Source organism: Salinibacter altiplanensis (assembly GCF_002894645.1).
GTDB classification, from domain to species: Bacteria; Bacteroidota; Rhodothermia; order Rhodothermales; family Salinibacteraceae; genus Salinibacter; species Salinibacter altiplanensis.
In genome coordinates this window covers 1-13,519 of the sequence record NZ_NCQY01000021.1, presented here as the reverse complement: position 1 = coordinate 13,519, position 13,519 = coordinate 1, and the positions used below count along the sequence as shown (strand labels likewise).

At 68.1% G+C, this 13,519-nt stretch carries 13 protein-coding genes and 1 pseudogene; 11 read left to right on the top strand and 3 right to left on the bottom strand.

The features are described 5' to 3' along the window. Positions 1 to 238: pseudogene (locus tag B7R93_RS10160) on the top strand (hypothetical protein); the annotation flags it as partial. Between the two features lie 164 nt (positions 239 to 402). On the opposite strand, the gene B7R93_RS10155 reads toward B7R93_RS10160, so the two are convergent. Then, positions 403 to 1,200, bottom strand: coding sequence for a hypothetical protein (locus tag B7R93_RS10155; protein ID WP_103020678.1), 798 nt, complete (start codon positions 1,198 to 1,200; stop codon positions 403 to 405). Positions 1,201 to 1,594: 394 nt separating this feature from the next. On the opposite strand from B7R93_RS10155, the gene flgF reads away from it, so the two are divergent. The 10 genes from flgF (at position 1,595) to B7R93_RS10105 (ending at position 10,882) form a co-directional block, all read left to right on the top strand. Next, the gene (flgF, locus tag B7R93_RS10150; RefSeq protein ID WP_103020677.1) at positions 1,595 to 2,320 is read left to right on the top strand and encodes a flagellar basal-body rod protein FlgF; all 726 of its coding nucleotides are present in this window, start codon (positions 1,595 to 1,597) and stop codon (positions 2,318 to 2,320) included. A gap of 43 nt (positions 2,321 to 2,363) precedes the next feature. Next, positions 2,364 to 3,152 carry a flagellar basal-body rod protein FlgG gene (gene flgG, locus B7R93_RS10145; RefSeq protein ID WP_103020676.1) on the top strand — a complete coding sequence of 263 codons (789 nt, stop codon included), beginning with the start codon at positions 2,364 to 2,366 and terminating at the stop codon, positions 3,150 to 3,152. A 30-nt stretch (positions 3,153 to 3,182) separates the two neighbouring features. After that, on the top strand, positions 3,183 to 3,911 hold the full coding sequence (locus B7R93_RS10140) for a flagella basal body P-ring formation protein FlgA (RefSeq protein ID WP_103020675.1): 729 nt from the start codon (positions 3,183 to 3,185) through the stop codon (positions 3,909 to 3,911). A 44-nt stretch (positions 3,912 to 3,955) separates the two neighbouring features. Beyond that, positions 3,956 to 4,603 carry a flagellar basal body L-ring protein FlgH gene (locus B7R93_RS10135; protein WP_103020674.1) on the top strand — a complete coding sequence of 216 codons (648 nt, stop codon included), beginning with the start codon at positions 3,956 to 3,958 and terminating at the stop codon, positions 4,601 to 4,603. A 75-nt stretch (positions 4,604 to 4,678) separates the two neighbouring features. Continuing rightward, complete coding sequence (locus B7R93_RS10130) at positions 4,679 to 5,809, top strand: flagellar basal body P-ring protein FlgI (protein ID WP_232798302.1); 1,131 nt, start codon at positions 4,679 to 4,681, stop codon at positions 5,807 to 5,809. Positions 5,810 to 5,852: 43 nt separating this feature from the next. Then, the gene (locus B7R93_RS10125; protein WP_103020672.1) at positions 5,853 to 6,374 is read left to right on the top strand and encodes a hypothetical protein; all 522 of its coding nucleotides are present in this window, start codon (positions 5,853 to 5,855) and stop codon (positions 6,372 to 6,374) included. Beyond that, on the top strand, positions 6,364 to 6,900 hold the full coding sequence (locus tag B7R93_RS10120; protein ID WP_103020671.1) for a flagellar protein FlgN: 537 nt from the start codon (positions 6,364 to 6,366) through the stop codon (positions 6,898 to 6,900). The genes B7R93_RS10125 and B7R93_RS10120 overlap by 11 nt, the downstream gene beginning before the upstream one ends. A gap of 16 nt (positions 6,901 to 6,916) precedes the next feature. Next, complete coding sequence (flgK, locus tag B7R93_RS10115) at positions 6,917 to 8,740, top strand: flagellar hook-associated protein FlgK (protein WP_103020670.1); 1,824 nt, start codon at positions 6,917 to 6,919, stop codon at positions 8,738 to 8,740. Between the two features lie 75 nt (positions 8,741 to 8,815). After that, positions 8,816 to 9,784: a flagellin N-terminal helical domain-containing protein gene (locus tag B7R93_RS10110; RefSeq protein WP_103020669.1), complete on the top strand. Its 969-nt coding sequence runs from the start codon at positions 8,816 to 8,818 to the stop codon at positions 9,782 to 9,784. A 60-nt stretch (positions 9,785 to 9,844) separates the two neighbouring features. Beyond that, positions 9,845 to 10,882, top strand: a complete 1,038-nt coding sequence (locus B7R93_RS10105; RefSeq protein ID WP_103020668.1) for an HDOD domain-containing protein — start codon at positions 9,845 to 9,847, stop codon at positions 10,880 to 10,882. A gap of 409 nt (positions 10,883 to 11,291) precedes the next feature. Here B7R93_RS10105 and B7R93_RS10100 read toward each other — a convergent pair whose 3' ends face one another. Then, positions 11,292 to 12,155 (bottom strand): sulfotransferase domain-containing protein, encoded by an 864-nt coding sequence (locus tag B7R93_RS10100; protein WP_103020667.1) that lies wholly within the window; start codon positions 12,153 to 12,155, stop codon positions 11,292 to 11,294. Between the two features lie 103 nt (positions 12,156 to 12,258). Next, positions 12,259 to 13,116: a sulfotransferase domain-containing protein gene (locus B7R93_RS10095; RefSeq protein ID WP_103020679.1), complete on the bottom strand. Its 858-nt coding sequence runs from the start codon at positions 13,114 to 13,116 to the stop codon at positions 12,259 to 12,261. Positions 13,117 to 13,519 lie beyond the last annotated feature (403 nt).

Sequence of the window (13,519 nt, the reverse complement as noted above, 5' to 3'; positions counted from 1 at the left end):
GTCGGCGGCCGGCGTGACGCAGGTGTCCGACACCGCCGGGCGGCTGGAAGGGCTCAGCGAAGATCTCCAAGGCAGGCTCAGTCAGTTTGAGGTCGGTCGGGGCCGGTCGGCCTCGGGGCAGGATCCGGTGGAGGCCGATGCTCGCGAAGAGGCCCTCGCTGGAGAACCCAGTCGGTCGAATGGAAGCACAGGCGATGGGGAGACGGGAAACGGCAACGTCAAAACTGGAACTCCCTGAAGGAGAGCCCCAACCGCTGTTGAGACGGGCCCCTCGTAGATGGGGTTTGTCTCTCTTCCTCCTCGATTCAGGAACAAACGACTCTGATCACGGCGGGTCATCCCCACACCCGATGGGCAGGGGCAGTGCAGGATGCCGTCGACGATCCCGTCGCGGGCGCTTCTTCACTCGACGCCCCTCGGCGGTCTCGATGCCTGCTCGGTAAGGCACTCATCGCCCGCGTACGGGAGAGTCCCTCGGGCTTCGTCGTGCCCCGGCCCCTGGTCCACACGTCGGGGTGCCGCGAGGACCGTCGTTCCGTTGAGGCGCTCCACGCGCACCCGCCGGACCCCCACGCAAGGGCGGTGCGTCGGGGCGGGAAGTCGGAGGTCGTACGCGGCCAGGGTGCGGGGCTCCAGCGGCCCCACGACCCGTACGGTGCGTCGACGAATGGCTTGCGCGGTCGAGTCGGGGGCTTGGTCGTAGAGCACCAGCCCCAGGCGCACGGACGTCACAGTCCGGCGGGACGGGTTCGAGAGGAGGACGGACACGATCCGGGCTCCATCTCGCCCGTCGCCTAGGGCCAGCCGGGGAATGGCGAGGGCACGGCTGCGACGGCGGGGCTGTCGGGCGCGCCAGGACGGCCGGACGCCCGCCGCGGTGCTGCGTCCTGAAGCCGAACCGTGAACGACGGGGGAGAGAGAATCGAGGGCGGCCCGCGACACCCATCCGCCCCCCTGTGGCGACTGCACGCGCAGCCGCCGGTCCGTTTTCTCCGTCACAACGAGTGGGGTAGCGGGGGGCAGGGCGGTGGCTAGCGCAACCGCGTCGGCGGAGCGCCAGAGGGCCGTCGGCGCCGAGGTGCGGACCGTATCGCCCGGGCTCGGCCCGGCGGCCGCCGACTGGCCGTGGGCCGGCAGCGCCAGGAGCAGTCCGAGCGCGGCGAGGGTCGCCAGCCAGGTACGCCGTGCGGGGAGAGTCATGGGGGAGGAAGGGATGGGGGGGCAACGATGAGTCTACCTGTCACGTCTTGTGTACGCTGCTCGCAGGCCCTCGTTTGGAGACGGAGCGGGAGAGCCGGTCCACGCCGGCCGGTGGGGCTCGTCCTCCCGTTCCATTGGAGCGTCGCCCACGGGGCTCCAAGACGCTTCCTACGGGGGCGGCAGCCGTCGATCCGTTTCCCACGCCGGTCCCATTCGTGTCGTGTGCTTTGAGGGAACGGCAGGATCTGCCGTGACGGGTCGGAAAATTGTGCCCGAGCGGGGTCGGACGCCGATCCGCCCGCTGCAACGCGTCCCGCTGCCCGAACCTGGTAGGCTCTTTGAAGGGCCTTTGGGCCACAACAGGCCGTCCCGTTCACTGTCCCCGGTCCCTGCCATGCTTACTCGGTTCGAAAATGCCGCCGCCGCCATGAGTGAGATGCGGCTCCACCAGGAGCAGGTGGCGAACAACCTCGCCAACGCCAGCACCACCGGCTACAAGAAGGATCAGTTCTTTACGGAGGCCCTGAACGAGCGCCTCACGAAGGACGGGGCCCCACGCTCCGACCGGTCCATCCAGCAGAACAACGACCTCTCGGGCGGCAGTCTGAAGAAGACTGGGAACCCGCTCGACGTGGCGCTGGGGGACGAGGGCTTCTTCGTGACCCAGCCGCGGGGAGGCGGGGCCGAGCGCTACACGCGGGCCGGTCACTTCGTGGTGGGCAGCGAGGGAACGCTCCGCACACCCGAGGGCCGCGAAGTGATGGGCGAGGGCGGCCCGATCCAGATCCCGGTGGAGGACGGCGGGGAGGTCAGCATCTCGGAGGGCGGCCGGATCACTGCCGGGCAGGAGGAGGTCGGTGCCCTTCGCGTCGCGACGTTCGAGAACCCCGAGCAGCTGGAGCGGACCGAAGGGGCGTCCTTCGTGGCGGGGGACGCCCAGCCGCAGGCGGCCGAGGACCCGATCGTCGTACAGGGCACGGTGGAGACCAGCAACGTGGACCCGGTCACCGAGCTGACCAACATGATCGAGCACCAGCGCCAGTTCGAGGCCCAGCAGAAGACCATCCAGACGACCGACGGCGTGCTGGGCCGTGCGACCCAGTCGCTCGGGGGCATGTAGGCCCCGGCATTCTCTTCTCTTTTGTACTATCCTTTGGACGCCGATGCCCCCTCGCTCCCTCCAGACGGCCGCGCTGGGTATGCAGACCCAGCAGACCAGCATCGACAACATTTCCAACAACCTCTCCAACGCCAACACGACCGGCTACAAGCGGTCCCGTGTGGTCTTTCAGGACCTGCTGTACGAGAACGTGCAGGCCAGTGCGGAAGGGCAGGCCGACGGCGCCGAGCCCGCGGAACTCCAGATTGGGAGCGGCGCCACCTCCGTGGCCACGGTGCGCAACTTCTCGCAGGGCAGCTTCTCGAAGACCGGAAACTCCCTGGACCTCGCCATCAACGGGGACGGATTTTTCCAGGTGCAGCAGCCGGATGGCTCCCTCGCCTACACCCGCGACGGCACGTTCACGCTCAGCAGTGAGGGCAACATTGTCACACAGACCGGCCTGAAGGTGCAGCCGAACCTCAACGTGCCGCCCAACGCGGTGGAGATCAGCGTCGATCAGCAGGGCACGGTAAAGGCGCGGCTCCAGGGAGAGTCCGAGATGGTGGAGCTGGGCCAGCTGGAGCTTGCCCGCTTCCCCAACTCCGCGGGCCTCCGGCCTCAGGGGGGCAACCTGTACGAGCAGACGGAGTCGAGCGGGGAGCCCTTCATCGGCACGCCGGGGCAGGATGGCCTCGGCAACGTCCGTCAGGGCTTCTTGGAGGAGGGGAATGTGAAGGTGGTGCAGGAGATGACGAGCCTGATCCAGGCTCAGCGCACCTACGAGCTCAACTCGCGGATGGTGACTACCAGCGACGAGATGATGCAAACCGCTAACAACGTGAAGCGGTAGCCCGCCGTTTGTCGCCCCGAGACTGCCCCTATGCAACGTTTTCTCCTCTTCGTGCTTTTTGGACTGCTCGCGGCCGGCTGGCCACAGGCCCTGCGGGCGCAAGACGCCGCCGCGAAGGCGGCCGTGCAGCGCGCCGCGAAGCAGAAGATCATGGCGCGTCATCCCGAGAGCGGGGACCACCTGCGGGTGCGGGTGCGCCGCGTGCGGGGCCTCATCGACAGCACAGCGCAGCTCCGGCTGGAGCTTCCCGACCGGGGGGCGGTGACGGACGGCCTTGCTCGGGCACGCATTCAGACGCGGGGGCCGGGAGGGGGATGGAGCGAGGCCGGGTGGGCCATGCTCCGCGTGGCCCGGTACGACTCGGTGCTCACGACGCGCGGTCGCATCGAGCAGGGGGCATCGATCGGGCCCGACGATGTGGCGCGGGCGTGGATGAATGTAAGCGACCTCCACGGCGAGCCCCTGCGGGCGTCCGAGTTTCGGGCACAGCGGGAGAACGGGCCGCTCGTCGCCGACCGGTACCTGCGCTCGGAGCGCGTCCTGCGAACACGAGACGTGCGCCCGCCCTACGCGGTCGACCCTGGCACATCCACCGAGATGTACTACCGGCGCGGCCGGGTCACCTTTCGCCTCTCCTGCACGGTCCGGGAGACCGGCTTCCTAGAGGACGTGGTGCGGGTGTACTGCCCCGACACGCGCAAGACCTATCAGGCCCGCGTCCGGACGAACGACGCCGTCCGGTGGGTCAAAACGCTGTAGCCGCCGCATTGCTCACTGCCCGTTCACGCACTCCCCTGTCCCTCATGATTCGATTCCGTCGCGTTCCGATCGCCACCGTCCTTGCCCTGACGATTGCCCTCGGCCTGACGGGGGCGCCCCCGGCACACGGCCAGGAATCGTCGACCCGCGTGCGGGCATCGGAGCAATCGCTGTACGCCGACCCGGTGGCCCGGGAGCCGGGGGACGTGATTACCGTCGTCATCAACGAGCAGACGTCCGGCCAGCGGGAGAGCTCCTACGAGGGCAACTCCTCGTCGAGCCTGGACGGCAGCGGGTCCGGGACCCTCTCCGAAAGCATCAGTGGCAGCTTCTCCGCGGGCACGGAGGTCAGCTCCGAGACCGAAAACAGCAACGAATCCGTCCAGAGTGAGGTGCTGAATGGGACCTTTACTGCCCGTGTGACGGGCGTGAGCACTGCCGGCAACCTGGAGGTCACGGGGGAGCGTCGCCTCACCATCGACGGGGTGACGCACGTCATGGAGGTGTCCGGCGTCGTGCGTCCCTCCGACGTGCGGCAGGACAACACCATTCTGTCCACCCAGATCGCCAACGCCAGGATCACGTACGGGGAGGAGGGCTTCCGCCACCGGGGCGTCTTCTCGAAGGGCCTGCTTTTGAAGGTGGGCGGCGTCGTCGCGACCGGCATTGGCATCTTTCTTGGCATTCAGTAGGTCCGGGAAGAAGAAACGTCGCCTCCCTACGCACACATCCACCGATTCATGAGGACTGCTCGCCCACGACACGCCATGCTGGGACTGATCGTGCTCGCCCTGACCGGGGGCGCCGGAACCGCCGTGGCCCAGCAGGGGCCTCCCACAGGAGACTCGGCGTCGACGGCCACCTCGACGCTGAAGAGCATGGTGTCCCTGCAGGGGGCGTCCGCCCTGCAGCTCACCGGGTACGGCCTCGTGGTGGGGCTCGACCGCACCGGCGATCGGGCCCGGGCCCAGAGCGGCGCCGTCTTCACCGTGCAGAGCATCGCCAACATGCTGCGCGAGTTTGGGGTGAACGTCGACCAGGAAGTGCTGCAGTCGCGCAACGTGGCGGCGGTGTTGGTGACTGCCTCCCTGGACCCGTTTGCCGGCACCGGCAGCGAGATTGACGTGACCGTCTCCTCGCTGGGCGACGCGCGCTCCCTGTCCGGGGGCGTGCTCCTGCGCACCCCCCTGCAGGACCCCGACAAGGTGCTCCGGGCCGTGGCGCAGGGCCCCTTGACCACCGGGGCCGCCCAGGCGTCGAGCCAGGGCTCGGAGGTGACGGTCAACAGCCCAAACACGGGCCGCGTCCCGAACGGGGCCATCGTCCGGAGGGCCCATCCCGTCGACCTTGACCCGGAGGGGGTGGGGCTCGTCCTGCGCCGGCCCGACTTCACGAACGCGAGCAAGATTGCCGACGCGATCAACGAGGTCTTTCCCGACGCCGCCGAGGCGGCCCATGCGGGGCTCGTCAACGTGGGGATGCCCGAGGCGCTAAACAACCCCTCCCAGCTCATGGCGGCCCTGGAGGGGGTGGAGGTGGAGGTGAAGGCGCCGGCCCGCGTCGTCATCAACGAGCGCACCGGCACCATCGTCGCTGGGGGCAACGTCACGATCAACGAGGTGATGGTGACCAAGGGCGGCATTACGGTGTCCACCCAGGAGGACCGGTTCGTCTCCCAGCCGAACCCGCTGGGCGAAGGGGAGACCCAGCCGGTGGCGGAGGGCGAGGCCGAGGTGCAGCAGGAGGGGGCGCGGTCGGTCGTGCTCCCGCCGAACACGAACGTGAGCGAGCTGGCGTCCGCCCTGAACGACCTGGGCATTACGGCCCGCGACATCATCTCCATCTTCCAGTCCATCGACCGCGCCGGTGCCCTGCAGGCCGAGCTGGTGATCCTGTAGCGGCCCCACTGCGGTTCGAGGTGTCCCAACCCCAAGCGCTTCCATGACGCTCTCCCCCTCATCGACCGGTTCCGACGCGGCGGCCGCCCGCCGTGCCCTGAAGCGACGTGCGTCCCCGTCCCGGGGCGGGCTGGGCACAGGCCTGACGGGCGGCGACACTCCCGAGACGCCCAAGGAGGCGGCCGAGCAGTTCGAGAAGGTGCTGGTCCGCCAGTTCGTCGACGTGATGACCGAGGACATGTACTCTTCGTCCCTCGCGGGGGACGAGGGCAAAAACTGGATGAGCAGCCAGCGCGACCGGCAGCGCAAGGTGATGACCAACATGATCACCGACCAGCTCACGGAGGACGGCACCCTCCAGATTTCGGAGACGCTTATGCAGAGCTGGGGCACGGACGCGTCCCCGGAGGCCGACGGTACGAAGGCCAGCGACACGGAGGCCAACGAAGACGCTCCCGCCCCGGCATCGCCGGACCCGTCGGTGCCGGACATGGTGGATCCGCTCCCCGCCCCGGCCGAGTCCCCATCGTCTCAGAATCGCTCTCAGATTGACCATGTCGTTTAAACGCCTCGCTCCGGCCGTCGATAAGTTGATTGAGACCCTCGAACAGAAGGCCGATGCGTTCGAGACGCTGGAGTCTCTCTTCGAACAGCAGCTGGACGCCCTCCGACACCGGGAGGCCGACGCGCTGGGCCCCCTCGCGGCGAAGGCACAGGACTGTACGGACACGATCGACGACCTGCGCCAGACGTACCGGCGGCAGGCCCGCCTCCTGATCCGTTTGTTGGAGCTGGAGCAGGACGATCCCTCCCTGGACGCCCTGATTGCGGGGCTGAAGGCCCAGGCGCCCTCCTCGGGGGTGGGCCCGCGACTGGATCAGGCCCGGGCCGCCGTGGTGGAGCGGGCGGAGTCGGCCCAGGCGGCCAACGACACGCTCCAGTTTGCCCTGCAGTACGCCGCCGGCCTCAACCACGAACTGCTGGCCGCCGTGCAGGAGGCCGCGGCCGACACCGACTCCCGCACGTACACCGCCGACGGAACGACCCAGTCCGGGGGCGGCGAGCACTCTCTCGTCAATACCATTGGCTAGGCCCCGACCGCGCCCCATGAGCATCAATTCGCTGTTCGACATTGGGAGCACGTCGCTGCGTGCCATCGGCAAGCAGATCGACACGACCAGCCAGAACATCGCCAACGCGGAGTCGGAGGGGTACCGCCGGCGCCGCACGACCCTCAGCTCCCGCAGCGTCGCCACGACGGGCCTGTATACCTCGAACGGCGCGCAGGACGTGACCTCCAGCGGCGTGGGGGTCGAAACGTTCGAGCGGGTGCGGGACGGCATGCTGGAGGCCGCCGGAAACGACGCCCGAAGCGGCGAGAGCGCCGCCCGCGAGAAGGGGCGCGTGCTGGGCGTGCTGGAGGGGGCCCTCGCCACCGGGACGGACGCGAGCCTGTCGTCCTCTCTGGAGGGCCTCGCCGACGGCTTTAGCACCCTGGCGAACAACCCGGAGAACCAGGGCGCGCGCGAGTCGGTCCTGGGGCGGGCCCGCCAGCTGACCGACACGTTCGGCCGCCTGGACCGGCGCCTCGGGGAGCTGTCGGCCGACACGGAGGACGCGCTGGCCGACAACGTAGAGCAGGCGAACGGGCTCCTAAACGAGGTCGCCTCCCTGAACGAGCAGATCGAGAATGCCCGCGCCGGCGGCGCGCCCGACTACGCCGCGGAGGACCAGCGGGACCAGGCCGTCCAGGAGCTGTCGAAGCTCCTCCCGGTGCAGGCCCAAGAAAACCGGTCGGACGGCTTTACGCTCACGGTGGACGGCATGACGGTGGTGCAGGGCACCGAGAGCACAAACCTGACCCTGAAGGGCAAGAACGACCCCAATGTGACCACGACGGTCGAGTTCGGAAAGACCGGGGTGGCGTTCGAGCCCGGCGACGAGGGCGGAGGCGAGATTGGCGCGCAGACGCGCCTCCTGAACGACACCCTGCCCGGCGTGCAGGGCCGGCTGGACACCCTTGCCGACGACGTGGTCACGGACGTGAACGAGGCGCACCGAAAAGGGGCCGACCAGAACGGCGACACGGGGGAGAACTTCTTCGTCGACAAGTCCGGGCCGCCCCCAGGCAAGCCCCCACGCAACACGGCGGGCAACATCGAAATCGCGGCCACCGGCCCGAAAGACATCGCGGCCGTGGCGACTCCGGATCTGGGCACGCCGGCAGGAAACGACCGGGCCGTCACCATCGATCAGGGCGACTTTGGCGGCAGCAACGGCGCGGGAGGGATCGACGCTCGGCTCACCAACGGCCCCGATGGCAGTACCAGCACGGTCGAGGTGTCCTCAATCTCCCCGGACGGAAACCTCCCGGGGGCCCTGGAAGGAGGCACGTTCGACATTACTGTCGAGAACAACGGCACCGCTGGAGAGCTTGACTTTACGATCGATCGCCCCGACGGGTCGACCAGCACTGAGACCGGGGTCGACGTCAACTCCAGCGGCACCACGATCACGCTGGAAGACGACGGCGGTGGCGAGACGATCAAGCTTGACGTGGGCACCGCCTTCACGGACGGTGACGTTACTTCTTCCTCGGGCCCCAAGGAGTTCTCGGTGACGGTGGACGACCCCCTCGCGGGCGACACCGGCCCGGCCCAGACCATCGCCGACCGCGTGTCGGGCCTGACCTCGGAGGCGACCAACCTGGCCGCCAACGTCGGCACGCAGGTGCAGGGGGCCGCCTCGAAGGAAGAGGCCCAGGCCGCCGTGGGCGAGCGCATCCAGGCCCAGATCGAAGACGTGTCGGGCGTGTCGATGGACCAGCAGCTGAGCAGCCTGATCGAACAGCAGCAGCAGTTTGCGGCGTCCGCACGGGTCCTCACGACGGCCCGAGAGGTCTCCAACACGCTGCTCTCCATCGCGCGGTGACGGCCGCAGCGCGCGCCCCGACCCGGCCCCGTGAGGCCGGGTGCTTCATGACGCTCACAACCCCGACCGTCCGCCATGGCCAACGTTAGCATTGCCTCCAATTCGAGTGTCTACTCCGGCGTGATTTCCGATGAGGTGCCCCGCCTGCAGCGCGACATCAGCCGCCTCCGCGAGCAGATCAGCTCGGGGACGCGGGTGAACCGTCCCTCGGACGACCCCACGTCGTTCGCCATGGCCGAGCGGATGAAGTCGCTCGGCAGCGAGCTCGCGCGGCGCGAGGACTCCATCGCCAGTGCCCGCACGTTCGTCGATCGCACCCAGCAGGAGCTGGACGGCCTGGCCGACCTTTTCACGAAGGCCCGTGAGGACGGCGTGCGGGCGGCCGACGACACCCGAAGCGACGAGGACCGATCGGCCATTGCCCGGGAGCTGCGCTCCCTCAAGGACGAGGCCGTGGACCGGATGAATGCCCGGCAGGACGGGGAGTACATCTTCGCCGGCAATCGCACCGACACGCAGCCGTTCGACGCGGACGGCACCGCCAGCGACGACGCGCCCATCAACGGGTCCCTGAACGCCATCGACGGCGACCGGACCCGGCCGATCGGGAAAAACCAGGACCTGACGGTCAACGTCAGCGGCAAGGAGCTCGCCCAGTACGGCCCCGGCACCACGCCCGGCGGAAACCCCGAGACGATCACCGGCGCGCTTGACGACCTGATCAAGGCCGTGGACCCGGCCGACAATTCGTCCCCGAGCGGCCCGCCGGACCCGAGCATCCAGGACGGGCTCAAGGAGGTGGAGGACGCGCTCGACCACGTGATCGCGAAGGGCTCGCAGGCGGGCACCATCGGGCGGCGCCTTTCCACGGCCCAAGAGCAGATCGAGGCGGCCTCGCTCGAGGCCAATGAGCGCCGCTCCGACGCCGAAGACACGGACCTCGCCACCGCCATCTCGGAGCTTCAGCAACGGCAGACCCAGCTGCAGGCGGCCTTTCAGGCCACCTCCTCCTCGCAGCAGACCTCCCTTTTGAACTTCCTCTAGCTTCCCCCGAATCCGAGCGGCCCCGGGTCCTCGTGGCCCGCGGGCCGACGCCCCACCCCGATGAGCAACGACCCGACCCACTCGCCCGCCCCGGCCCTGCGCGACCTCGACCTGAGCGTGCCCCCGTTCCCGCGCACGCTTCCCCGCGTCCTGGAGCTCCTCCACGAGCCGGGCTTTACGGACCCGGAGGCCCTGACGGAGATCGTGCAGCACGACCCGGCCGCCACCGCGCGGCTGCTCAAGCAAATCAACTCGGCCTACTACGGCCTCCGCCGCTCCATCTCGGACGTGGGGCGGGCAATCCGCATGATGGGCACCACCACCGCCGCCGGGTCGGTCGTGAGCCTCGGCATGCTCCGGATGGACGAGCTGGCCGATGGGCCCGTGGAGGCCTGCTTCCAGCGGTTCATCCGCCACAGCGAGGCGACAGGCTTCCTCACCCGCAGCCTGCTGGACTCGCTGTCGCCTGGGGACGACGGGCCGGCCCCCGGTGCACAACTGGAGTCCCCGGCGGACGCGGGCGCGTCCGCCGCCGCCACAGGAAGGGGCTTCGCGGAGGGCCTGCTCCACGACTTCGGCAAGCTGGTCCTGTTTTACAACTACCCCGAAAAGGCCGCCGCGCTGTACGAGGAGAAACGGTTCCGCGACCACCTGCAGGAGGCCGACGACCGGACCCTGGAGCGCTTCGTCTTTGGGTGCGACCACTGCCAGGCCGGGGCCTACGCAGCCCTGGAGCTGAACTTTCCGACCGCCCTCGTCGACGTGGTGCGCCACCATCACGATCTCGAGGGCGCGACGGGCGACGCGTCCCCCTCGGTGCTCCGGGCCGTCCGGGCGGCCAACCTCGCCGCGAAGGCCATGGGGGCCCCCCTGGCCGGCGTGGCCCCCACCGAAGAACCGATCGACTGGGCGGCGTGCGCCGCGCGGCCGGTGTGGTGCCACTGGAATCCCGCCCCCGAGGCCGACGGGCCCCCGCCGGACCTCATGGACCGGCTGCGGGCAAAGAGGGGAATGGTCATGCTCTTCACCGACTTCTTCGTGGGCGCGTCGGACGCGGAGGAGCCGGACCTGCCGTTTGGAGAGCCGCTCGCGGCGTAGGGAACGGATGGCCCAGACACAGAGGGAGCAGTAGATCAGCCCTCTCGGCCGTTCTCCCCGCCCCAAAGAAGGCACTGCGCCTACAGGCAGCCAAGTGCCGCCATCCCCTCGCCGTGGCCCTCTCTGAGCGTGCAGGCCGTGTCGGTGGGCAACGCGTTCTTCCAGCCGTCCGTCGCTCCGGGAGGCGCCCTGTTCCTAATCGGGAGCAGGAGGGAGCACTCCTGGGCTCCGCCGACAGGACCGGTTGGGCCTCCGAGCCGTCGTCCAGCGGGCATTGCGCGTGGGCAGCAGGGGCCGGACGCCCCCAGAAGCTGTAGAAGGACGGATTGCTCCCGGACGGGTGTACACGACGAGACAGGAGACAGACGGACGAGCCTGACCGCCTCAGGGACGAAGAGCGATGGGGACACTACAAATACTTGTACCCCAGTGCGTTCATCATGTCGCCGTGGTCCTTCTCGATCTTGCGAACGAGCCGGAGCGGGAGTTCTCCCTTCCACCCGTCCGTCTTGCCGGAGCGAAAAAAGCTGTCCTGGTGCTCGGTGGACTCGGGAAACTCATGCTCCGATTCCACCTTCTGTAGCCGCTCGAACCGCGTCTTCTCGACGGCCGCCTCCACCCGCTCGACCGTAAGGTTGGGTGCCTCAAGGAAGTCAAAGATCTTGTAGAACTCTCCGACCGGGTTGGCCTTCATGTCCTCGTACCGCACGGTGTGGACGGGGATCTCCTTGGCGCTGAGCCACCCCTTGATGTGTTGCGACCAGGTCCCCAGCAGGTGAAACAGGTTCTCGCCGCCCCCGATGGTGAACTTCTCCTCGTTCATCTGCTCGGCGGCCTTCTCCAGGCTGTTTCCCATGTGGTCGGCGAACGAGCAACAGACCTCTCGGGGATCCCGGACGGGATTCACGACCCGGTCGGTCCACGCCGGGTTCCACAGGTTAATGTCATCCACATTCCCGTTGAGGTGGTGGCTCTTTGCCAGAATGGGGCGCTGGGTGGTCGTCTCCGCCATCTCGCGCTCCAGGAGAAGCATCGCGGCCGGCCGGAGGCGCGCCTGCGCCGAGAAGTTGAGCGCCCGGATCGGGTAGGGGCTGACCGCCTGGTAGTAGTACTTGGTCCCGTCCCCGAACCGGATGACATTGCTTACCCGGGTCTCGTCGTCCTCAGTGAAGTTCATGAAGTCGGCGGCGGTCACGTCCTGCAGCGCGTATGCGGCCGAGACGAGTCGAATCCAGGTGTTTCCGCTCTTCGGGTAGCTGGCGACAAACTGCATGGGGGGAAGGGCGTGGGTGCGGAAGAACTGTGCGAGGAGGACCGGAAAATCGTTCGGTCCGGCGCCCGTTCATCGGGCGTCGGCGGGGCCGTGGGGCTGTCGGTTAGAGGTACCCGAGCCGTTCCATCACGTCTCCGTGGTCCTCCTCGATCTTGCGGGCCACGTCGGGGGGCAGCTCGTCCCTCCACCCCTCGGTCTGGCCGGAGCGGAAGAACTGCTCCTGGTCCGCCGTGGCCTCGTGGAAGCCGTGCTCGGCCTCCATGTCCTGCATCCGGTCGAAGCGGGTCCGCTCGACGGCGTCTTCCACCCGCTCTTCGGTCAGCTCCTCCACCTCTAGAAAGTCGAGGATGTCGTAGAACTCGCCGACCGGGTCGGCCTGCAGGTCCTCGTACTGCACGGTATGAACGGACATTGTCTCTTCCTGCAGCCAACTACGAACGTGGGTGGACCAGGTCGTGAGCAGGCTGTGGATCCGCTTGTCCTCCTCTCCCATCCGGGCGGTGGAGTCGTTCATGAGTTCAGCGGTCTCCATATAGCTCATCTCGCGGTGCGCCGCGAACGAGCAGCAGACCTCGCGGGGGTCGCGGACCGGGTTGACGACGTGCTCGGCCCACCCTCCATTCCACAGGTTGATGTTGTTGACCTCCCCGTTGATGTGATGGCTCTTGATGAGGGCCGGGCGCTGGCTCGTCGTCAGGCTCTTCTCCCGGTTGAGCACGAGCATGGCGGCCGGGCGCAGGCGCACCTCCGTCGGAAAATTGATGTCGTCGATCGGAAACGGACAGATGGTCTGGTACTGGTACCGCTCCACGTCGGTGTACTGGAGGGAGGCGGGAAGGTCGGCCGACGCGCTCGGAGACCGGAGAGACTCCATCAGCACATCGTCGGAGAGGGTGTACGCGGCGGCCACGAGGCGGACCCACGTGTTGCCGCTCTTCGGGTAGCTGACGACAAATTGCATGGAATAGCCGCGGAAAGTGACAAAAAGCAGAACGAGGAGCAGCGGGGCGGAGCGTCCGCACGCCCGAAGCAAGATGTGGCTTTGAGCGCCCGCGTGCCCGTCCTCAACGGGAGCAAACACTGAGCCAGCTTCTGCACAACGGCTTCCCGGGGGGCGAATATTCCCCAGGAGGGGTCCGCAGCGAAGGACTGCCCGGCCGGCTTGATCGGACCAGTTTAAAAACCCTGGCCCACGTCCGATAACCGGAGGTGAGCCGATGCACGACGCCGAGCGATGGACACGACGCCGGGCGATGGAGCAGGGCCCGGATGCACGTGCCACGTACGCTCACTGACATCCCCTACACCAACCTCAGCCGAGACCCATGAGTAGTTTTTCGCAGATCAACACCAACATTCAGTCC

Excerpts from the sequence above, each read along its gene's own strand:
- B7R93_RS10125 (WP_103020672.1), top strand. The coding sequence starts at position 5,853 with ATGACGCTCTCCCCCTCATCGACCGGTTCCGACGCGGCGGCCGCCCGC.
- B7R93_RS10120 (WP_103020671.1), top strand. The coding sequence starts at position 6,364 with ATGTCGTTTAAACGCCTCGCTCCGGCCGTCGATAAGTTGATTGAGACC.
- B7R93_RS10110 (WP_103020669.1), top strand. The coding sequence starts at position 8,816 with ATGGCCAACGTTAGCATTGCCTCCAATTCGAGTGTCTACTCCGGCGTG.
- B7R93_RS10105 (WP_103020668.1), top strand. The coding sequence starts at position 9,845 with ATGAGCAACGACCCGACCCACTCGCCCGCCCCGGCCCTGCGCGACCTC.
- B7R93_RS10100 (WP_103020667.1), bottom strand. The coding sequence starts at position 12,155 with ATGCAGTTTGTCGCCAGCTACCCGAAGAGCGGAAACACCTGGATTCGA.
- flgG (WP_103020676.1), top strand. The coding sequence starts at position 2,364 with ATGCCCCCTCGCTCCCTCCAGACGGCCGCGCTGGGTATGCAGACCCAG.
- B7R93_RS10155 (WP_103020678.1), bottom strand. The coding sequence starts at position 1,200 with ATGACTCTCCCCGCACGGCGTACCTGGCTGGCGACCCTCGCCGCGCTC.
- flgF (WP_103020677.1), top strand. The coding sequence starts at position 1,595 with ATGCTTACTCGGTTCGAAAATGCCGCCGCCGCCATGAGTGAGATGCGG.
- B7R93_RS10135 (WP_103020674.1), top strand. The coding sequence starts at position 3,956 with ATGATTCGATTCCGTCGCGTTCCGATCGCCACCGTCCTTGCCCTGACG.
- B7R93_RS10140 (WP_103020675.1), top strand. The coding sequence starts at position 3,183 with ATGCAACGTTTTCTCCTCTTCGTGCTTTTTGGACTGCTCGCGGCCGGC.
- B7R93_RS10095 (WP_103020679.1), bottom strand. The coding sequence starts at position 13,116 with ATGCAATTTGTCGTCAGCTACCCGAAGAGCGGCAACACGTGGGTCCGC.
- B7R93_RS10130 (WP_232798302.1), top strand. The coding sequence starts at position 4,679 with ATGCTGGGACTGATCGTGCTCGCCCTGACCGGGGGCGCCGGAACCGCC.
- flgK (WP_103020670.1), top strand. The coding sequence starts at position 6,917 with ATGAGCATCAATTCGCTGTTCGACATTGGGAGCACGTCGCTGCGTGCC.